20 protein-coding genes and 1 tRNA gene are annotated in these 21,891 nt (G+C 63.3%); 4 read left to right on the top strand and 17 right to left on the bottom strand.

All coding sequences use genetic code 11. From position 1 onward, the window contains the following. Nucleotides 1-255 precede the first annotated feature (255 nt). Nucleotides 256-332 (bottom strand) — tRNA-Val (locus tag B2U07_RS22730). 184 nt (nt 333-516) lie between these two features. Between B2U07_RS22730 and B2U07_RS22725 the strand changes: the two genes are divergently transcribed. Continuing rightward, entirely contained in the window at nt 517-1,800 is a 1,284-nt protein-coding gene (locus B2U07_RS22725) for an NAD(P)/FAD-dependent oxidoreductase (protein WP_275547674.1), read from the top strand. Nucleotides 1,801-1,912: 112 nt separating this feature from the next. Here B2U07_RS22725 and B2U07_RS22720 read toward each other — a convergent pair whose 3' ends face one another. From B2U07_RS22720 to pqqA, 10 genes are all read right to left on the bottom strand, one after another. Continuing rightward, on the bottom strand, nt 1,913-2,794 hold the full coding sequence (locus tag B2U07_RS22720; RefSeq protein WP_275547673.1) for a PA2778 family cysteine peptidase: 882 nt from the start codon (nt 2,792-2,794) through the stop codon (nt 1,913-1,915). 56 nt (nt 2,795-2,850) lie between these two features. After that, nucleotides 2,851-3,258: a PA2779 family protein gene (locus B2U07_RS22715; RefSeq protein ID WP_021490532.1), complete on the bottom strand. Its 408-nt coding sequence runs from the start codon at nt 3,256-3,258 to the stop codon at nt 2,851-2,853. Nucleotides 3,259-3,337: 79 nt separating this feature from the next. Continuing rightward, nucleotides 3,338-5,062, bottom strand: coding sequence for a hybrid sensor histidine kinase/response regulator (locus B2U07_RS22710; protein WP_275547672.1), 1,725 nt, complete (start codon nt 5,060-5,062; stop codon nt 3,338-3,340). Then, entirely contained in the window at nt 5,046-6,209 is a 1,164-nt protein-coding gene (gene ercA / locus B2U07_RS22705; RefSeq protein ID WP_275547671.1) for an alcohol dehydrogenase-like regulatory protein ErcA, read from the bottom strand. The genes B2U07_RS22710 and ercA overlap by 17 nt, the downstream gene beginning before the upstream one ends. A 77-nt stretch (nt 6,210-6,286) precedes the next feature. Further along, nucleotides 6,287-8,227, bottom strand: coding sequence for an alpha/beta hydrolase family protein (locus B2U07_RS22700; protein ID WP_275547670.1), 1,941 nt, complete (start codon nt 8,225-8,227; stop codon nt 6,287-6,289). Further along, nucleotides 8,215-9,369 carry a pyrroloquinoline quinone biosynthesis protein PqqE gene (gene pqqE, locus B2U07_RS22695; protein WP_275547669.1) on the bottom strand — a complete coding sequence of 385 codons (1,155 nt, stop codon included), beginning with the start codon at nt 9,367-9,369 and terminating at the stop codon, nt 8,215-8,217. The genes B2U07_RS22700 and pqqE overlap by 13 nt, the downstream gene beginning before the upstream one ends. Beyond that, the gene (pqqD, locus tag B2U07_RS22690; protein WP_197858946.1) at nt 9,341-9,619 is read right to left on the bottom strand and encodes a pyrroloquinoline quinone biosynthesis peptide chaperone PqqD; all 279 of its coding nucleotides are present in this window, start codon (nt 9,617-9,619) and stop codon (nt 9,341-9,343) included. Before pqqD ends, pqqE begins: the two co-directional genes overlap by 29 nt. A 23-nt stretch (nt 9,620-9,642) precedes the next feature. Continuing rightward, nucleotides 9,643-10,395, bottom strand: coding sequence for a pyrroloquinoline-quinone synthase PqqC (pqqC, locus tag B2U07_RS22685; protein WP_275547668.1), 753 nt, complete (start codon nt 10,393-10,395; stop codon nt 9,643-9,645). A gap of 23 nt (nt 10,396-10,418) precedes the next feature. Beyond that, entirely contained in the window at nt 10,419-11,333 is a 915-nt protein-coding gene (gene pqqB / locus B2U07_RS22680) for a pyrroloquinoline quinone biosynthesis protein PqqB (RefSeq protein WP_275547667.1), read from the bottom strand. Nucleotides 11,334-11,381: 48 nt separating this feature from the next. Beyond that, nucleotides 11,382-11,453, bottom strand: coding sequence for a pyrroloquinoline quinone precursor peptide PqqA (gene pqqA / locus B2U07_RS22675; RefSeq protein ID WP_003243383.1), 72 nt, complete (start codon nt 11,451-11,453; stop codon nt 11,382-11,384). Between the two features lie 72 nt (nt 11,454-11,525). On the opposite strand from pqqA, the gene B2U07_RS22670 reads away from it, so the two are divergent. Beyond that, nucleotides 11,526-11,849, top strand: a complete 324-nt coding sequence (locus B2U07_RS22670; RefSeq protein ID WP_275547666.1) for a hypothetical protein — start codon at nt 11,526-11,528, stop codon at nt 11,847-11,849. Between the two features lie 115 nt (nt 11,850-11,964). Here the strand turns inward: B2U07_RS22670 and B2U07_RS22665 are convergent, their stop codons facing one another. Both B2U07_RS22665 and B2U07_RS22660 read right to left on the bottom strand, forming a co-directional pair. Continuing rightward, complete coding sequence (locus B2U07_RS22665; protein WP_275547665.1) at nt 11,965-13,485, bottom strand: aldehyde dehydrogenase family protein; 1,521 nt, start codon at nt 13,483-13,485, stop codon at nt 11,965-11,967. 328 nt (nt 13,486-13,813) lie between these two features. Next, a complete protein-coding gene (locus tag B2U07_RS22660) occupies nt 13,814-15,589 on the bottom strand; it encodes a methanol/ethanol family PQQ-dependent dehydrogenase (RefSeq protein WP_275547664.1) in 1,776 nt (591 codons plus the stop codon). Between the two features lie 217 nt (nt 15,590-15,806). Between B2U07_RS22660 and B2U07_RS22655 the strand changes: the two genes are divergently transcribed. Further along, entirely contained in the window at nt 15,807-16,193 is a 387-nt protein-coding gene (locus tag B2U07_RS22655) for a hypothetical protein (RefSeq protein WP_275547663.1), read from the top strand. 250 nt (nt 16,194-16,443) lie between these two features. On the opposite strand, the gene B2U07_RS22650 is transcribed toward B2U07_RS22655, so the two are convergent. The 4 genes from B2U07_RS22650 to pedF form a co-directional block, all read right to left on the bottom strand. After that, nucleotides 16,444-17,373: a quinoprotein relay system zinc metallohydrolase 1 gene (locus tag B2U07_RS22650; RefSeq protein WP_275547662.1), complete on the bottom strand. Its 930-nt coding sequence runs from the start codon at nt 17,371-17,373 to the stop codon at nt 16,444-16,446. A gap of 124 nt (nt 17,374-17,497) precedes the next feature. After that, on the bottom strand, nt 17,498-18,247 hold the full coding sequence (locus B2U07_RS22645; protein ID WP_275547661.1) for a quinoprotein dehydrogenase-associated SoxYZ-like carrier: 750 nt from the start codon (nt 18,245-18,247) through the stop codon (nt 17,498-17,500). Nucleotides 18,248-18,268: 21 nt separating this feature from the next. Beyond that, nucleotides 18,269-19,141 (bottom strand): substrate-binding periplasmic protein, encoded by an 873-nt coding sequence (locus B2U07_RS22640; RefSeq protein ID WP_275547660.1) that lies wholly within the window; start codon nt 19,139-19,141, stop codon nt 18,269-18,271. Between the two features lie 148 nt (nt 19,142-19,289). Then, on the bottom strand, nt 19,290-19,709 hold the full coding sequence (pedF, locus tag B2U07_RS22635; protein WP_017363267.1) for a cytochrome c-550 PedF: 420 nt from the start codon (nt 19,707-19,709) through the stop codon (nt 19,290-19,292). Between the two features lie 290 nt (nt 19,710-19,999). On the opposite strand from pedF, the gene exaA reads away from it, so the two are divergent. Then, nucleotides 20,000-21,862 carry a quinoprotein ethanol dehydrogenase gene (exaA, locus tag B2U07_RS22630; protein WP_419096374.1) on the top strand — a complete coding sequence of 621 codons (1,863 nt, stop codon included), beginning with the start codon at nt 20,000-20,002 and terminating at the stop codon, nt 21,860-21,862. Nucleotides 21,863-21,891: the final 29 nt, after the last annotated feature.

Genomic DNA, 21,891 nt, shown 5'->3' with positions numbered 1-21,891 from the left:
CTCCTAGTGGTGACCCCTACCAAAGGTCACGTGGGTTGGGATGAGCCAGGAAGCGATTCAGCGGTATACCCACCTAACGATGGCAGGAGCCCGAAGGCCAACCAGACCGAACCAGAGTCACTGGAAGTAAAGAGCGGGGATACTTTCAGAAAGCCTGAGCCCTGACAAGCTGCCGCTTGAAACAAACTCGCAAAGCCTGCTCGAAAAATTCGAGCAATAAAAAAGGGGTCGCTTAGCGACCCCTTTTTATCGATTTGGTAGGCACAATTGGACTCGAACCAACGACCCCCACCATGTCAAGGTGGTGCTCTAACCAACTGAGCTATGTGCCTTCGATGGGTGCGCATTCTACGCAGATCTTTTTGGCCGTCAACAGTTTTTTTCGCTAACTCACTGAAATAGGCCAATTTTTTTATCAAAGCAGGAACGTTGAATATTTTGCACGGGCACTAGCCGGGCATTTTCAACTCAGGTAGCATCGATTCATTCGTAAAAAATAAAGAACAGAGGTTCAAGATGGCGCACACGGCCTATCCACAATCCTATTACGCCGCCTCAGCCAACGCCGTTCCGCAACGCCCTGCCCTGCAAGGCGAGGTGGAAACCGATGTGTGCATCATCGGTGCGGGCTATACAGGCCTGTCCACTGCACTGTTCCTGCTGGAGAACGGCTTCAAGGTCAGCATCGTCGAGGCGGCCAAGGTCGGCTTTGGCGCGTCGGGGCGCAACGGCGGGCAGATCGTCAATAGCTACAGCCGCGACATCGACGTGATCGAGCGCACGGTCGGCCCCAAGCAGGCGCAACTGCTCGGACAGATGGCCTTCGAAGGCGGTCGCATCATCCGTGAACGCATCGCCAAGTACGACATCCAGTGCGACCTGAAGGATGGCGGCGTGTTCGCCGCGCTGACAGCCAAGCAGATGGGCCACCTGGAGTCCCAGAAGAAACTGTGGGAACGCTACGGCCACACCCAGCTGGAATTGATGGACGCCAAACGTATCCGCGAGGTGGTGGCTACCGAAAACTACGTTGGCGGCATGCTGGATATGAGCGGTGGCCATATCCATCCGCTGAACCTGGCTCTGGGTGAAGCCGCTGCAGTGGAATCGCTGGGCGGCGTGATCTATGAGCAATCCCCAGCTACCCGCATCGAGCGTGGCGCCAATCCGGTGGTACATACGCCGCAAGGCCGCATCAAGGCCAAGTTCGTGGTGGTCGCTGGCAATGCCTATCTCGGTAATCTGGTGCCGGAGCTGGCGTCAAAGTCGATGCCGTGCGGCACCCAGGTGATAACCACCGAGCCGCTGTCCGACGAAGTCGCTGCCAGCCTGTTGCCGCAGGATTACTGCGTCGAGGACTGCAACTACCTGCTCGACTACTACCGTCTCACTGGCGACAAGCGTCTGATCTACGGTGGCGGCGTGGTCTACGGTGCGCGAGATCCGGCCAATATCGAAGCAATCATTCGCCCGAAGATGCTCAAGACCTTCCCGCAACTGAAGAACGTGAAGATCGATTTCGCCTGGACCGGCAACTTCCTGCTGACCCTGTCGCGCCTGCCTCAGGTCGGCCGTATCGGCGACAACATCTACTACTCGCAGGGTTGCAGCGGCCACGGCGTGACCTACACGCACCTGGCCGGCAAGGTGCTGGCCGAGGCGCTGCGCGGCCAGGCCGAGCGCTTCGACGCCTTCGCCGGGCTGCCGCACTACCCCTTCCCGGGTGGCCGTATGTTCCAGGTGCCGCTCAGCGCCATCGGCGCCTGGTACTACACGCTGCGTGACAAGCTGGGCGTCTGAACTTCACGCATGCGTAGGAGCGAATTTATTCGCGATGGAGTTTGGCTTCTTGCCTGCCCCTGATCGCGAATAAATTCGCTTTTACAGGATGTGCATTGGCCCGCCGTTGGTTTCAGGGGCAGGCCGGCAAGGCTTGGCACTGTCCGCCAGGAGCACTGGTTTTGGGTGATGCGGCGAATCGCGAATCCTCCGGCGCCAGACGTTGCGCACAGGCCTGAGCCTGCTGCGCCTCGCGCGCGCAACCCTGCTCACCCAGCACCTGGGACAGGTTGAACCAACCCGCGGCAAAATCCGGCTCACGCTTGAGACTCTCACGCAGCGCATGCTCGGCACCCTTGCGGTCGCCATCGGCGTAGCGACTGTTGCTCAGGGCGAACCAGGGCAACGCCTGCTCCGGCCAGGCCTCGGCGGCGCGGCGATAGGCACGCCGTGCCGGCTGGGCATTGCCGGTTTGCTCGAGGTCGTTGGCAGCCTTCATCCAGGCGTGCATATCGGCCTGCGCCGGCAGGCGCTCCGGTGGCAGAGTCACTACCGCCCAACGACCACCGCGCGCCCAGGTTCTGTCGAAGCTGGCGAAGCTGTCTTGGAGACGGCGCGTGGTGGCCGACCGCAGGATCAGCGTGCGCTCACGACGGTCATAGCCGACCACCACCGCGAAATGCCATTGCGGGTAGAAGTCGAACGCCAGGTTCTGTAGCACCAGCACCGGGTTACCCGCCGCCACTTCGGCAAGCACCGCGTCCAGACGCGGTTGCAACGGATACACCAGCATTTCGTGACTGCGCGCGGCGGCAACCATCTCGACCTGCAGACTGCCTTCACGGCTGGGGATGTAGACCTTGTCCTTGAGCGCACCCGGCGTCGTCAGCACACCGCGCTGGTTGAGCATGGTGGCCAGAGCTGCCGGCCCGCACTGGTAGGCGTCCTGGGGAAAGAAGGGAACATCGGTGAGTTCTACCCGCTCAGGCAGGCGCTCGGCCTCCGGTGATAACACCGGAGACCGCGCGCAGGCTGTGAGTAGAACGATCGAAGCGATGCAGCAGAGGCGAATCAGCGATTTATGCATTTGACGAAATTGAAGATGTTGGTGGCGCACAGCATATCAGTGATGATGAAGATCACCAGAAACAACACGATGATGCCGACCACACCCGCACCGGCAGGCGCCTGATCCAGCTGCTGGTTGAACTGCGCCAGCTCGGCCGGGGTCAGGCTAGCGATACGCGACTCGACCTGATCACGGTCGACGCCCATCGACACCAGTTTCTCCTTCACCTGCTCGTCATCGAGCATGGCCATCAACTGCTCCTGATCCACCTTGTGCTGCTGCTCGGCGATCACCTCGTGAGTGCCGACCATCGCCGCGTTGGCAGCGGGAATCTGCACCACCAGCAACAGGTGAAACAGCGCAGTGATAGCTGCCAGACGGCGCATAACGGGGTTCATGGAAATTGTCATTGTGGTTATCTCCTGAGGGACGAGGTAGCCAATAGACACCATCGAAATCATTCAGGTTCACTCGGCCAGATGCACTCGTTCAGGTTTCCGTCAGCAGCTGGCTGAGTACCGCACGCAACTTGCCCGGCTTGACCGGCTTGTTCAGCAAAGGCGCACCCAGTGCCTGCAACTCCCGACGGCAGTCATCACTGCGATCGGCACTGATGATCAGCGCCGGAATCGGCCTGGAAAACTCATCACGTAGCTGCCGAATCACCTGGCAACCGAGCACACCGTGATCGAGGTGATAATCCGCCAGGATCACCTCTGGCGCCCTGCCCTGCAGACGCTCCAGGGCCTCGTTCAGATCGACCGCCGTGACCACCTCGCATCCCCACTGCCGAAGCAGCGCCTGCATGCTGTGCAGGATGTCCACTTCGTTGTCGATCACCAGCAGGCGCCGCCCGGGCAGGGGGTTGCCGAGGACCGGCTGCGCCACGGATGGCGCCTGGCGCCGCGGAGCCTCCCGCGCCAGCGGCACGCGGATGCTGAACACCGAGCCGCGCCCCGGCTGCGAGTGTACCTGCACAGGATAACCAAGCATGCGCGCGATGCGCTCGACGATCGCCAGGCCTAGACCGACGCCCTTGCGCTCGGCCGCACGGCCGACCTCCAGCTGGCTGAACTCGAGGAAGATCTTGTCCAGCTGATCAGCCGCTATGCCGCGCCCGCTGTCCCACACCTGCAACTCGACGAACGAGCCGCGCCGACGCGCCCCGAGCAGCACACCGCCACGTTCGGTATACCGGCAGGCATTGCTGAGGAAGTTACGCAAAATGCGCGTCAGCAAGCGGAAATCGGTGTGCACCGCATAACTGGCAATTCGCGCGCGCAGACGCAAGCCACTGGCCGAGGCCACGCTTTCGAACTCGGACGCCAGCGGCGCGAGCAGTTCTTCAAGGCGATAAACGTCGAGATCCGGCTTGATAGCCGCCTGATCCAGCTTGGAAATATCCAGCAGATCAGCGAGCAGATCCTCGGCGCCTTCCAGGGCCAGGTGGCTGCGCTCTACCAGGTTCTGTTCGGCAATTGGCAGCTCACGCTCGCGTAGCGTGGAAATCAGCAGGCGCGCAGCATTGAGCGGCTGCAACAGGTCGTGACTGGCCGCAGCCAAGTACTTGTCCTTGCTGCGATTGGCCGCTTCGGCGGCGTCGCGCGCCTCGCGCAGGGCCAGCTCGATACGTTCGCGCTCCTCAATCTGCCGCTGCAGGTTGCGGTTGGATTCGAGCAGTTCGAAGGTACGCGCAGCGACACGTTGCTCCAGTTCGTCGTTGAGTGACTGCAGGCGCTGCTGCGCCTGCTTGCGCTCGGTGATATCGGCAACGAACCCTTCGAAAACCCCATCGCCCTCGGGTTTGAGCAACAGGTTCATCAGCACGTCGATGGTACTGCCATCGCGACGACGCAAACGCGTTTCGTAGCCCAGCAGGGCCTGGCCCTGGCTCAAACGCTCGCGAATCAGGGCCAGCTCATCGAAACCGCCAACGAACAGGTGCCGGGCCAAATCGCCCGGCGCCCAGAGCACCTGCTGCGGATCGTCATAGCCCAGCATGTGCGCCATCGCCGGATTGGCCGCGAGCACGCCGTCCTGCAGGCTGGCCTGGATAATGCCGTGCACCGCGTGCTCGAACAGCCATTTATAGCGATTGCGCTCGGTTTCCAGTTCTTCCAGGCGCGCCAGCAGCTCGGGATAGTGACTCTTGCGCGCCGACTGGCTACCGAGACCGAGCAGCCCGGCCAGCGCTTCGTCAGAGCGCCTCGCCATACACCACCTCGACGTCGCGCTGGGTCGATTCGCGCGGGTTGGTGAGGATGCACGGGTCGTCCATCGCATGGCTGGACAGGAACGGAATGTCCGAGGTGCTGACGCCGTGCAGGCCAAGCGTCTCGCGGAAGCCCATGGCGTGCTTGAAGGCAATCAGGTGCTCGACCAGGCGCTGGCGAATCTGTGCGTGGTTGAGCCCACGGCAGTCTATGCCGAGGGTTTCGGCGATGACCTTGAAACGCTCCGGCGCCGCGCTGTAGTTGAACGCCACCACGTGCTCGATCAATACCGCGTTGCACAGACCGTGTGGCAAATCGAGAAAGCCCCCCAGGCTGTGACTCATGGCATGCACTGCGCCGAGGATCGCATTGGAGAAGGCCAGGCCGGCCTGCATGCTGCCGAGCATGATCTTCTCGCGCAGAGCGATATCGCCCGGATTGGCGATCATCTGCACCAGGTTGCCGTTGATCAGGCGCATGGCTTCCAGCGCATGTGGGTCGGTCAGCGGGCCGTGGCCGGTGGAAACGAATGCCTCGATGGCGTGCACCATGGCGTCGATGCCGGTACAGGCGCTGAGGAATGGGTCCATGCTCAGCGTGGTTTCCGGATCGATCAGCGACACGTCCGGCACCACCGCCTTGCTGACGATGGAGAACTTCATTCGCTCCTGCTGGTTGGAGATGATCACGAACTGCGACACGTCGGCCGAGGTGCCGGCGGTGGTCGGGATCAGGATCAGCGGCGGACTGGGCACGCGAATGGTGTCCACACCTTCGAATTCGAGAATGCTGCGACCATGGGCAACGACGATGCCGATACCCTTGGCGCAGTCCATCGGGCTGCCGCCACCGACCGCGACGATGACGTTGCAGCCCTCGCTGCGATACAGCTCGGCGCCCTCCATCACCTCTTCCACGCGCGGGTTGGGCGACACCCTGGTGTACAGGCAGTAGGTGATGCCCTGAGCCTGCAGGCTGGCCTCGACATCGCCGGCCCAGCCAGCAGCGACCACACCGGGATCGGAGACGATCAGCACCTTGCGCGCGCCGAAGGTCTTGGCGTAATTGCCGACGTTATGCCGGGAGCCGGCGCCGAAGATGATCTCGGGGGAAACGAACTTACGCAGCTGATTCAATTCGTGGCTCATACAACGGCCTGAAATTTCTTGTTATGGAATGGCGATCAGCCTACTGCATTGCTCGGTTTATGCAATGCGACCTGCGTTCAGCTCAACTGCCAATAGAAGGCGTGTTCGGCGCGCAGCGCCTCGGCCAGATTGGCGGCCTGACGGAAACCATGGCGTTCTTCGGCGAACAGGTGATACTCGACCGGTAAACCGCGCTGACGCAGCGCCTCGACCATGGCCTCGGTCTGGCTCGGCACCACCACCGCATCCAGCGCGCCCTGGAAGAAAATCATCGGAACGTCGATCCTGTTGGCCTGCAACAGCGGCGTGCGGCTGCGATAACGCTCGGCATCGCGCTCCGGATCGCCGATCAGCCAGTCGAGATAATCCGCCTCGAACTTGTGCGTCAGCCGGCGCAGCGCCAGCGGGTCGCTGACGCCGTAGAGACTGGCGCCGCCACGCAGTTGCGGCAGCTCGGCCAGTGCACGCAGCGCGCTAAAGCCGCCAGCACTACCACCGCGCACGAACACACGTTGCGCATCGATACGGCCATCACCGGCCAGTGCGTTGATGGCGGCGCGAATGTCCTCGACTTCCAGCTCCCCCCACCCGCCCGCCAGACGCAGGCGATAGGCACGACCATAACCGCTGCTGCCACGGTAGTTGAGGTCGAGCACGGCGAAGCCGCGCAGCGTCCAGAAGGCGATACGCGGGTCGAACACCGGGTAGCTGGCCGAGGTCGGCCCACCGTGCAGGAAAATCACCAGCGGCGGGCGTTCCCCGGTTGATGCAGGCGAGTAGAAAAAGCCGTGACTGCGTTCGCCCTCACCTACCCCACAGCTGAATGGTTGGGGGCGTGATAGCTGCTCTTCAGCCAATGGCTGCTCGCCACCGGCCAGTAACCGCACTGCGCCATCGCTCCGGCGAATGGCAAGCACAGCGGGCAGGCGATCCGGGGCGCCAGCGATGCAGTAGAAGTGCTCGGCATCGGCGGCCAGGGAGCGAAAACGGGTGAAATCTTCGGCCAACCGCCGCTCTGCGTAGCGCGCATCAGATACAAAGGACTCGGTGCGTGCGGTCTGGCCGGCCCCGTCACACGAGAGCAAAACGCCTGTGCCTTGCTCGAAACGGGTCAGCACAAACTCGCCGTTCTCCAGCGGCAGATAGGTTCGGCCGCCCAACTGCCAGGGCGCCGGTGCGTGATCGAAGGGCGCAACCTGCCACTTCGTGTCGGCATCGATGCATACGGGCTGCCACCAGCCGGCCTGATCGCTCAGCACCCATAGCCGCCCCTGTGCATCGAAACGCGGTTGCTGCAGGGACCGATCCTCCGCCTCGCCCATCAACACGCAGGTACGCTCACCGGACTCGCGGCGACACAGGCGGGTAGCGACCCAGGGTTGATGAGGACGATCCCATTCGACCCAGGCAAGGCGCTGACCGCTCGTGTCGGCCACAGGCGTCGCGTAGAAATCGGCGCCCTCAACCAACACCTCATGCTTGCCATTAAGGCCGATACGCACCAGGCGATGCACCACTGCGCTGCCGTCTTGGCTTTCCTCCACCGCCAGCAATGCCTGCCAGGCGGGGACGAAGGACAAATCGCCGTAGCGGCAATTGACGCGGTCCGTGAGCGCCTGCGGCTCAATATTCGTAGAAGCGGCTGGGCGGCATTCCGCTTCAGCCGCGATTTCCCTTGAATCAGCAAGATTCGCGGCTGAAGCCGCTCCTACGGCCCCAGCCAGCGGCAGGTAGTAGATCTGCTGATCACGCTCATTGACGAAAGCTGCGCCCTGCTCCGTGGCGCAGCAGGCGCCGCCGCCGTACTCGTAGACCCGGCTGCGCACGGAAAACCCTGGCGGGGTCAGCTCGCGCACCACGCCGTCGCGACAGAAGAACAGCCCGCACCGCGCCAGCCCGGGATCGAATGCCACCCACAGCACGCCGCCATGGGCAGCGTGCAGCTCGGCAAAATCGGCACTGGCGGCCGCAGCCTGTTCAGCGCTCCAGATCGAGTCGGGATCGGTCACGCCTTGCATATGATCCGCGAGGCCTTGTCGTTGCGGTACTGCAGCTCGCCCAGCCCCAACGGCGCCTCGTCGGCCTGGCGGCGCGCGGCGAGAATCACCTCATGGTGCGCCGACTTGCTGCACACCGGGTCGGCGTTGCTGGCATCGCCGGTGAGCATAAAGGCCTGGCAGCGACAGCCGCCGAAATCCTTGTGCTTCTCGTCACACGAACGACACGGCTCGGGCATCCAGTCGTCGCCGCGGAAGCGGTTGAAGCCGAAGGAATGCCGCCAGATATGCTCGACGCTGTGCTCGCGCACGTTCGGGAACTGCACCGGCAGCTGCCGCGCGCTGTGACAGGGCAGCGCGGTGCCATCCGGGGTGATGTCGAGAAACAGGTTGCCCCAGCCGTTCATGCAGGCCTTGGGGCGCTCCTCGTAGTAATCCGGGGTGACGAAGATCAGCTTGCACGGGTTATTTTCGGCCACCAGTTTGTCGCGCCACTGATTGGTGATGCGCTCGGCGCGCTCCAGCTGCGCACGGGTTGGCAGCAATCCCGCGCGGTTGAGCTCGGCCCAACCGTAGAACTGGCAGGTGGCGAGTTCGACGAAGTCAGCCTCCAGCTCCAGGCACAGCTCGATGATGCGCTCGATATTGTCGATGTTGTGCCGGTGGGTGACGAAGTTGAGCACCATCGGGTAGCCGTGGGCCTTGACCGCGCGGGCCATCGCCAGTTTCTGCGCGAAGGCCTTCTTCGAGCCGGCCAGCAGGTTGTTCACCTCCTCGTCGGCGGCCTGAAAGCTGATCTGGATATGGTCCAGCCCGGCATCGGCGAACTCGGCGATGCGTGCTTCGGTCAGGCCGATGCCGGAGGTGATCAGGTTGGTGTAATAGCCCAGGCCGCGCGCCGCTGCGATCAGCTCGGCCAGATCCTGACGCACCAGCGGCTCGCCACCGGAGAAGCCCAGCTGCGCCGCGCCGAGCTCACGGGCCTGGCGAAACACCTCGATCCACTCGGCGGTGCTGAGTTCATCGCCCTGCTTGGCGAAATCCAGCGGATTGGAGCAGTACGGGCACTGCAGCGGGCAACGATAAGTCAGCTCGGCAAGGAGCCAAAGCGGCGGCCCTGGTTCATGACCTGCTTTAGCGAAGCTCGATCCAGAACTGTGCATGGGCCACCTCGATAAAGGCCAGGATGTCTTCGTCGATGCCGGGCACATCGGGGAAGCGCTGGTGCAGGTTGTCGATGATCTCGGCCACCGAACGCTTGCCATCGACCTGCTGGAGAATCTCACCGGCACTGTCGTTGAGCTTGATCATGCCCTCCGGATAGAGCAGCACATGACAGCCCTGCGCCGGTTCGAACTGCAGGCGAAAGCCCCGGCGAATCATCGGCACGTGATCCGAAGTCAGGGTGGTCATGCCGGGCGCTCCATTCAATCCGCTCACAGGTCGATTCCCCTATGCCAGACACGCTCGGCCGTCACCGTGTGATACGGCGGGCGCTCCAGCTCGTAGGCCATGCTCATGGCGTCGAGCATGCTCCACAGCACATCCAGTTTGAATTGCAGGATGTTCAGCATGCGTTCCTGCGCCTCACGGGTGCGGTAGTGCTCCAGGGTGATGCGCAGGCCATGCTCGACATCGCGCCGCGCCTGGCTCAGGCGATTGCGGAAGTAGTCGTAACCGGCAGCATCGATCCAGGGATAGTGCTGCGGCCAGGCGTCCAGGCGCGACTGATGGATGGTCGGCGCGAACAGCTCGGTCAGCGAGCTGCTGGCCGCCTCCTGCCAACTGGCGCGGCGAGCGAAGTTGACGTAAGCATCAACAGCAAAGCGCACGCCGGGCAGCACCAGCTCCTGCGACAGCACCTGATCGCGGTCGAGGCCGACGGACTCGGCCAGGCGCAGCCAGGCCTCGATACCGCCCTCCTCTCCGGGTGCACCGTCGTGATCGAGGATGCGCTGGATCCACTCGCGCCGCGTTTCGCGATCCGGACAGTTGGCGAGGATCGCCGCATCCTTGAGCGGAATATTGACCTGATAGTAGAAGCGGTTGGCCACCCAGCCCTGAATCTGCTCACGGGTGGCGCGCCCTTCGTACATGGCGCGGTGGAACGGATGATGGATGTGGTACAGCGCGCCCTTGGCGCGCAGCGCCTGCTCGAACTCGGCAGGTGTCATGGCAGCTTGGCTCATCAGAACTCCCCGGTGCGCACAGCCTACAAAACGATGCTCATGCCATCGAACGCGACCTCGATGCCGTGGGCGTCCAGTTCGGCGCGTTCGGGCGAATCCAGGTCGAGAATCGGGTTGGTGTTGTTGATATGGATAAGAATCTTGCGTGCGGTCGGCAGGCCGTCGAGCAACTCGATCATCCCGCCGGGACCGCTCTGGCACAGATGTCCCATCTCGCTGCCGAGCTTGTCGCCCACCTCACACACGCGCATCTCGTCGTCGCGCCACAGCGTGCCGTCCACCAGCAGGCAGTCGGCGCGGCGCATCCAGCCCAGCAGTTGCTCGTCCACCTGGCCCAGGCCGGGAGCGTAGAACAGGCTGCGGCCGCTACGCGTATCCTCGATGAACAGGCCGATATTGTCCCCCGGGTGCGGATTGCCCCGATGCGGCGAATAAGGCGGCGCGCTACTGCGCAGGGCGATGGCGGTGATGCTCAGCGCCGGGCAGGCGGGAATGGCGAAGGGCTTGGCGTCCAGCTCGATCAGCCGGTGCTGCAGGCCGCCGTTCCAGTGGCTGAGCATATTGAACAGCGGAAATCCGGTGGTCAGGTCCTGATGGACCATCTCGGTACACCAGACCTGATGCGGGCAGCCTTCACGCAGGGTCAACAGGCCTGTGCAATGGTCGATCTGGCTGTCGAGCAGAACGATGCTGGCAATCGCCGTGTCGCGCAGTTTGCGCGCAGGCTGCAGCGCGGGAAAGGCTTCGATCTGCGCACGAATGTCCGGCGAGGCGTTGCACAGGATCCACTGCTCGCCGTCATCGGAGATGGCGATGGATGATTGCGTACGCGGCTGCGCCCGCAGGGTACCGGCCCGCACGCCATGGCAATTGCGGCAGTTGCAGTTCCACTGGGGAAAGCCGCCGCCGGCGGCGGAGCCGAGAATCTGGATATGCATGGAGGTCACCAGCGGGGGATGCCCCGGACGAACCGGGGCCAGGAGCGATCAGCGGTTGGCGAAGTACATGGTCACTTCGAAGCCAATGCGCAGGTCGGTGTAGGCGGGTTTAGTCCACATGGTGCGGTCCTCTTGTTATGGCGCCGGGGCATTCCGGCACCCTCATTAAGCCCCCGCCAGGCAAGAGGCCAAATGGTACTTTGGGATGAATCGGCACTGGCATTGGTAGGTGACGCTATCAGTAGGCACGACTCGCACCCGAAGGTTCCTGTCATCGCCGCGCTTGAAACATGCGTCAATAAAAACGCAAGGCTGAATACAGGTGGGCGGAAATCAGCGCATTTGTTCTCGATCTCGGTGGGCGCGGTGCCAGTCTCAATCGCCGATAAATCCGCTCCTACCGGCCAGGCGCGCGCCTTTTCTGTAGGAGCGGATTTATCCGCGATCACGCTCAAGCAAAGGCAGAGTCAAACCCCATCGCCAATAAAAAACGCGGCCGAAGCCGCGTCGCGATAAGGATCTGCTGCCGTTCAGGCCCATGGCTGCCTGCAGATCCACCCGGGTAGGGTTCTTCGCCTGGCAAGAGGTGGCGCGCCGGAGCGAGCGCGCCACCGTTGGGATGCATCAGAACTCAGAAGAAACCGAGCGGATTGATGTCATAGCTCACCAGCAGGTTCTTGGTCTGCTGGTAGTGGTCGAGCATCATCTTGTGGGTTTCACGGCCGACACCGGACTTCTTGTAACCACCGAAGGCGGCATGCGCCGGGTACAGGTGGTAGCAGTTGGTCCATACGCGGCCGGCCTTGATTGCGCGGCCCATGCGGTAGGCGACGTTCATGTCGCGGCTCCACACGCCGGCGCCGAGGCCGAACTCGGTATCGTTGGCGATGGCCAGGGCCTCGGCCTCGTCCTTGAAGGTGGTCACACCGATCACCGGGCCGAAGATTTCCTCCTGGAACACGCGCATCTTGTTGGTGCCCTTGAGCAGGGTCGGCTGGATGTAGTAACCGCTGGCCAGATCCCCGTCCAGGCGCTCGGCCGCGCCGCCGGTGAGCACCTGCGCGCCTTCCTGCTGGGCGATCTCCAGGTAGCTGAGGATCTTGTCGAACTGCTGCTGCGAGGCCTGGGCGCCGACCATGGTCTCGGTGTCCAGCGGGTTGCCGCGCTTGATCTGCTTGATCTTCTTCATCACTTCGACCATGAAGGCGTCGTAGATCGACTCCTGTACCAGCGCACGTGACGGGCAGGTACACACTTCGCCTTGGTTGAAGAAGCCCAGTACCAGGCCTTCGGCGGCCTTCTCGATGAAGGCCGGCTCGGCGTTCATGATGTCGGCGAAGAAGATGTTCGGCGATTTGCCGCCCAGTTCGACGGTAGACGGAATAATGTTCTCGGCCGCGCATTTCATGATGTGCGAACCGACCGGGGTGGAGCCGGTGAAGGCGATCTTGGCGATGCGCTTGCTGGTGGCCAGCGCTTCACCTGCCTCGCGACCGAAGCCCTGAACGATGTTGAGTACGCCTGGCGGCAGCAGGTCGCCGATGATTTCCACCAGCAGGGTGATCGACAGCGGGGTCTGCTCGGCAGGCTTGAGCACGATGGCGTTGCCGGCGGCCAGGGCCGGAGCGAGTTTCCAGGCGGCCATCAGCAGCGGGAAGTTCCACGGGATGATCTGCCCGACCACGCCCAGCGGTTCGTGGAAGTGATAGGCCACGGTGCCGTCGTTGATCTCGGCGGTGCTGCCTTCCTGGGCACGAATGCAACCGGCGAAGTAGCGGAAGTGGTCGGCAGCCAGCGGCACATCGGCATTCAGCGTTTCACGCACGGCCTTGCCGTTGTCCCAGGTTTCGGCCACGGCCAGCAGCTCGAGGTTGGCTTCGATACGGTCGGCGATCTTCAGCAGGATGTGCGAACGCTCCTGCACGCTGGTGCGGCCCCAGGCATCGGCGGCGGCATGTGCGGCGTCCAGCGCCTTGTCGACATCGGCGGCGTTGGAGCGAGGAAATTCACCGATCACCGAGCCATCGACCGGGCTGGTGTTGCTGAAGTACTGGCCGCTGAGCGGGGCGACAAACTCACCGCCGATGTAGTTGCCGTAGCGTGGTTTGAGGGTGACGACGGCGCCTGCGGTACCCGGTTTCGCGTAAATCATGATGCTGACCTCTCTTGTTGTCGGAGCCCGCTGCCAATCGGGGAAGCGAGTCATGGTTCGATCTTAGGAAGCCTCTGAAAACCTCGGTATGCGCCCATGGCACAGATCGCCTAGTCATTTGGTAGTAGAGCGGCAAGCGGTCTGGGCCGGGCCTTTGGCAGCGAGGTACGGGCCATGAAAGCTAAAGGCTAGACCCGTTCGCCTGGTCTTGCGTTCCAGACCACGAAAAACTCGTCCGTGGCATTTCGAAGCAGCCAGTAGCCCGCTGACAGCCCCAGAAACGACGATGGCCGGACAGTGTCCGGCCATCGTCTGGCGCTTCGACCAATCAGTGCTTGGCCACCAGTTCCTTCGGCAGCTTGAAGGTCCACAGCATACCGCCCTGATTCAGGTGCTTGACGCGCTTGGCCACCTCGCCGCCCCACAGCGGCACCGCACCACCCCAGCCGGACAGCACCGAGACGTACTGTTCGCCGTCCATCTCCCAGGTCACGGGCGAGCCGATCACGCCCGAGCCGGTCTGGAATTCCCAGACCTTCTCGCCGGTCTTGGCATTGAACGCCTGCAGGTAGCCTTCCGGGTTGCCGGTGAACACCAGGTTGCCCTTGGTGGTCAGCACTCCGCCCCAGAGCGGCGCGTAGTTCTTGTGGCGCCAGACTTCCTTGCCGGTCTTCGGATCGATGGCGCGCAATACGCCGATGTAGTCCTCGTTCAGCGGCTTGATGGTGAAACCGGCGCCCAGGTAGGCCGCGCCTTTCTTGTAGGCGATGTCCTCGTTCCATATGTCCATGCCCCACTCGTTGGACGGCACATAGAACAGGCCGGTGTCCTGGCTGTAGGCCATGGGCATCCAGTTCTTCGCGCCGAGGAAGGCCGGCGCGGCGAACACGCTCTTGCCCTTCTCTGCCGCACTCGGCGAACCTGGGCGGTTGCTGTCATCAAAGATCGGCCGGCCATTCTTGTCCAGGCCCTTGGCCCAGGTGATCTTGTCGACGAAGGGGAAGCCGCGGATGAACTTGCCGTTGGTACGGTCGAGCACGTAGAAGAAGCCGTTACGGTCGGCAGTGGCCGCCGCCTTGATGGTCTTGCCGTCTTCCTGGTAGTCGAAGGAGACCAGCTCGTTGACGCCGTCGAAGTCCCAACCGTCGTGCGGCGTGGTCTGGAAGTGCCACTTGATGCTGCCGTCATCCGGGTTCAGGGCCAGGCGCGAGGAGGAATAGAGGTTGTCGCCAGGACGCAGGTGCGAGTTCCACGGCGCCGGGTTGCCGGTGCCGAAGAACAGCAGATTGGTGTCGGCGTCGTAGTAGCCGCCTAGCCAGGGCGCGGCGCCGCCGGTCTTCCACAGGTCGCCCGGCCAGGTCTTGCCGGCCTCGCCGCCGCTGATACCATTCTCGACGGCCTTGCCGTCCTTGTAGACGTAGCCCATGTGGCCTTCGACGGTCGGACGGCTCCACAGCAGCTCGCCGTTCTTCGGATCGTAGGCTTCGATCTTGCCGACCACGCCGAACTCGCCACCGGAAACGCCGGTGATCAGTTTGCCATTGACCACCAGCGGCGCGGCGGTGATGGAGTAACCCGCCTTGTGATCGGCGACGTTCTTGCGCCATACCACCTTGCCGGTATCCTTGTTCAGCGCCACCAGCTTGGCGTCGAGGGTGCCGAAGATCACCAGGTCGTCGTACAGGGCGACACCCCGGTTGATCACGTCGCAGCAGGGGCGGATATCGTCCGGCAGGCGCGCTTCGTACTGCCAAAGCTCACGCCCGGTGCGCGCATCGACGGCGAATACCCGCGAATAGGAGGCAGTGACGTACATCACGCCGTCCTTGATCAGCGGCTGCGCCTGCTGACCGCGCTGCTTCTCCCCGCCGAAGGACATGGTCCAGACCGGGCGCAGCTCCTTGACGTTCTGCTCGTTGAGGATGTTCAGCGGGCTGTAGCGCTGGCCCTGCAAGCCGAGGCCGTTGGTGACGATCTCGTCGGTGGTGGTGGCGTCCTTGAGAATCTCGGCGTCGGTGACCGCCAGCGCGGCGGCGGACGGCAACAGCATGGCGGCACAGAGTGCGGTGAGGAGGAAAGGCTGGCGAAGACCGGCGTGTTTCATTGCGGCTACCTCTGCGGGTTCATTGTTATTGCCGGGAATTTTTCCCGGTCTGCCGCAAATTCTTGGCTCGCACAGGCCACCCAACAATTGCACACCCAGCCGATTTTCCTCGTTCCTTGGTAGCAATACCTGCCCCACAGCCTGCGATCATTACGATTGCGGCGGCCACGCCTTTGCCGGACACTTGGCCGCCCGCACATTCTGACCGGAGACACCCGTGCCCCAACCTCGCCAGGAAATTCTCAACCATCCCGATGCACTGGACTGCACTGTCTATCGTCCCGACGAGCAGGACCGGGATGCCGAAGAGCAGGATCTGGGCGACGGCAAGGTACTGATCACCGGCGCCTTCGAGCCGCCGCAGGACTGGGATGCGCACCAGCGTGAGGATTACTACGGCGAAGAAGACCCAACCCACTTCGTCACCGCCCATATCGAATGCCTGGCCAAGCCGGCAACTCGGGATTTCTTCATGCCCGAGAGCGGTGACTACGTGGCCGTGCAGTCCAGCCTGGGCGAAGTGGTGATGTATTACGTCTATGACCACGAAGAGACCGAGCACGGCCGTCATTACGTGCTGATTCGTGACGACGAAGAGCTCTAGGTCCAGACGTATTGTGGGAGGCGCTTCAGCGGCGACGCCCTTATACGTAAGTCGCGGCTAAAGCCCCTCCCACAAGAGCAGCCTGTAGCCCGGATTAAATCCGGGGATAGCGCGCATATTTCTCCCGGATTTCATCCGGGCTACGAAGCCGGCATAAGAGTGGGAGGCGCTTCAGCGACGATATCTTCCTGCACAGGTACCGGCTGAGCCCCTCCCACAGCGCAATTCCCTCCCACAGCACCGCACGCCGCTAATCCTGACGATCCACCCGCGCCATGGCGTTGCGCTCGTAGCGCGGGTACAGGTGGCTGACGCTGCGGATCAGCTCATAGCGCGACAGATTCACCTGGGCGAAGCGCTCGGGAATGGGCGCGCGGATCAGCTCGTTCATATCCGCGCCCTGCTCCGCTCCCTGACGCAGCAAGCCATCGAGCCAGCCCAGGTAATAACGCATCTGCACGAACGGCGCCGCATCGCTGGTCACCGGGCCATGGCCGGGCACGATCTGCTTCCACGGCAAGGCCTCAAGTCGATCCAGATCGGCCTGCCACACATCCAGCCCGGGGCTGTTCGGCGTGGTCAGCGCGCGCTGGTAGAACAGGATATCGCCGGCGAACAAGACGCCCGTACGCTCGTCGAGAATAGCCAGGTCGGCGCCGGTGTGGCCGCGCAGCGCCAGCAGTTGCAGGCGCCGGCCGCCGATTTCCAGCGTGCCTTCCTGCAGCTGTTCGGTGGGCAATACCACCTCGGTGCCGCGCATCCAGTCGCCGACCAGGCGGTACATGTTCTCTGCCATGGCGTCGCCCTGTTCGGCCAGCAATCGGGTGGTCTCGGGTAACGCAGCGATGGGGAGGCCGGCGAAGGCCTGGTTGCCCAGCACATGATCGGGGTGATGGTGAGTCAGCAGTACGCGCACCACCTGTTTGCCGGTGGCCTTCTCGATGCTCTGGCGCAGCGCCTCGCCGTAGCTCCGCGACGGCCCGGTGTCGATCACCACCACACCGGCCGCGGTTTCGATGAAGCCGAGGTTGACGATATTGCCGCCATTTTCCGCCGCGAAATTGTCGGTGCTGCCTTCCAGCAGCCAGACGCCGTCAGAGATCTGCCGGGGTTGCAGCTGGTAATCGAGTGCTTGGGCAAACCCGGTCCCGAGAGCCAGCAGAAACAATATCCAGCGCATACCTTTCTCCTCGAAAATGTGCCTGAGCCGCGAGCTTCGCCCCGGGGCGGGGCTCCTACAGAATGGGCGAGCATTTGTTGCTTCTTGTTGTAGGAGCCGCGCCCCGCGGCGAATGGAACCGTCGTCAGAACGCGGCCTGGAATTCGTTGCCGTTGTTGTCGCGCAGCCAGACTTCGGCCTGCTGATCGCCACGCAGGTCGAAGGTCAGCGTCGGGTTCTCGCTGACCGCCGGGAACAACTCGATGCGCCCCAACACCTGGCCATCGGCATCGCGCAGCTCGGCCTGCTCGATGTAGAACTCGGGGATGCTACCGACCAGGCCGTTGTCCATCGGGTGCGATACCTGCAGGCGCAGGCGGCTGTCCTCACCGCGTACGAAGCGCTTGCCCAGCACCTGGCCCAGGCGCTCCTCCCAGCCAGCCTCGGCGCGCACCACGCTGGGCGCAGTACAGCCGCCACCCGCTGCTTCGACGCGGGCCGAGCCGATATGCCAGACGCCATCGTCGGTGAGCACCGCCGCGCGAATCGGCGTGGCCTGCTCGACACGGATGCGAATGGCCAGACTCGGCTCCAGATGCTCGCCGGGAGCGAAGTCGAGAATACGCGGGATCGGGTTGAGCTCGGCCCAGGCCAGAATGCGCTTGACCTTGCCGCGGTAGGCGCTGGCGTCGATCTGGATCGGCACCTGGCGCGCATCCTCGGCGAATGGCGGCACCTCGAGGCGAACCTTGTCGTCGAAGAAGAAGGCCTCACCGTTGAGCAGGCGCTGGTGATAGTAGTCCCACATCACCGAGGTGACCGGATCGGGCGCAGCGGCCCGCGCTTCCCAGGCCCAGGCAAACAGGGCCAGCAACATCAGGCTACGCCAATCCATCGCCCACCTCCGGCTCGACTCTTATTGGTATTGTTCTGGCTTCTCGTAGCGCAGCCCGTAGCGCGCGTACAGGCGCTCGAGTGAGCCGTCGAGGATCATGTTTTCCAGCTGTTCTTCCAGGGCATAGGCCAGTTGCCGGTTGGTTTCGTGCACCGCCATGCCGATTTCCCAGATCTGCCGGCCCATGTCCGGGTAGGCGTTCTCGGCCAGCGCCAGTTGCGGGTCATCGGCCTCGTGCACCAGCCAGTCCACCTCGCCACGCAGCGCCATCACCGCATCCACTTCACCACCCTGCATGGCCGCAAAGGCCAGCTTCGGCGTCGGGTAATGACGGGTTTCCTGGCTGAGCATGCCGCCCTGTACCGAACTCAGGTAGAACGAGGGCACGCTCTCGACTTCCACCCCCACCGGGTGCTGGCGCAGCGCAACGATGCTCGGCACTTCGGGCAGACGCCGACGATCGAAAGCCAGTTGCCAGCGCTCACGCTGATAGGGGCCGAACATCACCACGCGTTCGTTGACCAGCTCCCCCAGCTCATTGCGCATCTGCGCGTAGTCGCGGTCGTAGGGCACACGCAACATCACATCGGCCAGTTGACCTTGCGCGGTCACCCGGCCACGCCAGATGTAGTCGCGCAGGTCGTCGTCGAGCTTCTCGCCTGGCGGCGCCCACATCACTTCCAGCTTCAGCCCGAGTCCCTCTGCCAACGCCTTGGCCAGCTCGTAGTCGACGCCACGCGGCTGACCGTCCTGCTCGTAGCTGTAGGGCGGGAAGTTCTGGTACAGCGCCACACGCAGGGTGCCCGACTCGGTGATGCGGTCGAAGTCGCGCACCTGTGCCTGGGCAATGCCCAGGCCTAGCAGCAGGCCACACAGGAGGACCAGCCGGCGCATGACGCGAGCGCTTATGAAGAAATCGTCGCGAGCGATGGCAGGTCGCGCTGAGCCTGCGCGCAGCAAGCGGAATGTATTGGCATACATGAGCATTGCGAGCACCGCCGAAACGCGAGATGCCGAGCGCAGCAGATTTATCATCAAGCGCTTACTCCTCGACGTGCACGCTCTCCAGATAGGTACGCACCGCCCACAGGGCTTCCTGGCTCAGGTAGTCGGCCATCTTCGGCATGTACACACGCCCGTCGCGCACCGCACCGTTGATCACCCGCTCCTTGAACCATTCGTCACCGCTGGCACCCAGCTCCAGTAGGCGCAGGTCCGGAGCGATACCGCCGGACTTGGCTTCCAGGCCATGGCAGGCGGCGCAGTTCTGGTTGTAGGCCGAGGAGCCGATCTCGATGGCGCGCGGGTTGTCACGATAGGGGTTCTCTTCCAGCCATTCCTCACCCAGCGGCTCCAGGCCGTCGGTGTTCACTGCCTGCGGTACCACATCGCCGTGCGCCCAGAGGTTGGTCGACGCGGCGAGCAGCAGCAACGCCAGGGTGGATTGGATCTTCTTGTTCATGGCTAGGACCTCATCTAATGCACGCAAGACAGCCCGTTCAGAGCTTGTGCCGACCATCTTAGAAAGGCCGCGCAACGCGCCGAATGCTGCTTTGGTGGTCGCGTTCTAGTCCCTTGGTAGTAGGGCTTGGGTCGGGGTGTTGGCGATGCCTTGGCAGCAAGTCCAAGTCATGCCCCGACCGGGAAATCCTCCCGGTGAAGGCGGGAGTTTTTCCGTAGGCGCAAAGGTGGCCGGGTACCACCATCGACTTGCCACTGCGGCGATCACTTTCTTCAACGGGAAGCACAACCATGACAACAAGAAACCTACCCAGCACCCCGCGCCCGCTGGCGCTCGCCCTGATGCTGGCCGGCGGCCTGGCGCTGAGCCAGAGCGCGTTCGCCAAGCCGGTCACCTGGGAAGACATTGCCAACGACCACGCCACCACCAGCAACGTGCTGCAGTACGGCATGGGCACCAACGCCCAGCGCTGGAGCCCGCTGGCCCAGGTGAACGCCGACAACGTGTTCAAGCTGACCCCGGCCTGGAGCTATTCCTTCGGTGACGAGAAGCAGCGCGGCCAGGAATCCCAGGCCATCATCCACGACGGCGTGGTCTACGTGACCGGCTCCTACTCGCGCGTCTTCGCCCTAGACGCCAAGACCGGCAAGCGCCTGTGGACCTACAGCCACCGCCTGCCCGACGACATCCGCCCGTGCTGCGACGTGGTCAACCGCGGCGCCGCCATCTATGGCGACAAGATCTACTTCGGCACCCTCGACGCCCGCGTCGTGGCGCTGAACAAGGACACCGGCAAGGTGGTCTGGAACAAGAAATTCGGCGATCACTCCGCTGGCTACACCATGACCGGCGCGCCGACCATCGTGAAGGACGGCAAGAGCAGCAAGGTGCTGCTGATCCATGGCAGCTCCGGTGACGAGTTCGGCGTGGTCGGCCGCCTGTTCGCCCGCGACCCGGACACCGGCGAAGAAGTCTGGATGCGCCCCTTCGTCGAAGGCCACATGGGCCGCCTGAACGGCAAGGACAGCAACCCGACCGGCGACATCAAGGCGCCGAGCTGGCCGGACGATCCCAACCACCCGACCGGCAAGAAGGAAGCCTGGAGCCAGGGCGGCGGTGCCCCGTGGCAGAGCGCCAGTTTCGATGCCGAAACCAACACCATCATCATCGGCGCCGGCAACCCGGCCCCATGGAACGGCTGGGCACGCACCGCAGACGGCGGCAATCCCAAGGATTACGACAGCCTGTACACCTCCGGCCAGGTTGGCGTCGACCCGACCACCGGCGAAGTGAAGTGGTTCTACCAGCACACCCCGAACGATGCCTGGGACTTCTCCGGCAACAACGAGCTGGTGCTGTTCGACTACAAGGACAAGGACGGCAAGGTCACCAAGGCCACCGCCCATGCCGACCGCAATGGCTTCTTCTACGTGGTCGACCGCGCCAACGGCAAGCTGAAGAACGCCTTCCCCTTCGTCGACAAGATCACCTGGGCCAGCCACATCGATCTGGAAACCGGTCGCCCGGTCGAGAACGAAGGCCAGCGCCCGCCGAAGCCCAAGGCCGGCGAAACCAAGGGGCAAGTGGTCGAAGTCTCCCCGCCCTTCCTCGGTGGCAAGAACTGGAACCCGATGGCCTACAGTCAGGACACCGGCCTGTTCTACGTACCAGCCAACCACTGGAAGGAGGACTACTGGGCCGAAGAGGCGCACTACAAGAAGGGATCCGCCTACCTGGGCATGGGTTTCCGCATCAAGCGCCTGTTCGACGACCACGTCGGCATCCTGCGCGCCATGAACCCCACCACCGGCAAGGTCGCCTGGGAACACAAGGAGCGTCTGCCGCTATGGGCCGGCGTACTGGCCACCAAGGGCAACCTGGTGTTCACCGGCACCGGCGACGGCTACTTCAAGGCCTTCGACGCCAAGAACGGCAAGGAGCTGTGGAAGTTCCAGGTCGGTACCGGAATCATCTCCCCGCCCATCACCTGGGAACAGGACGGTGAGCAGTACATCGGCGTGACTGCTGGCTACGGCGGCGCCGTACCGCTGTGGGGTGGCGACATGGCCGAGTTGACCAAGCCGGTCGCCCAAGGTGGTTCCTTCTGGGTGTTCAAGCTGCCGAGCTGGGACAAGGCCAGCGCCCAACGCTAAGGGCCCAGCGCATGGCGCACCTAGGGTGC

Source organism: Pseudomonas sp. UBA7530, assembly GCF_002479365.1.
Taxonomy (GTDB): domain Bacteria; phylum Pseudomonadota; class Gammaproteobacteria; order Pseudomonadales; family Pseudomonadaceae; genus Aquipseudomonas.
The sequence above is the reverse complement of the archived record's forward strand: the minus strand, read 5'-3'. Positions and strand labels throughout refer to the sequence as shown.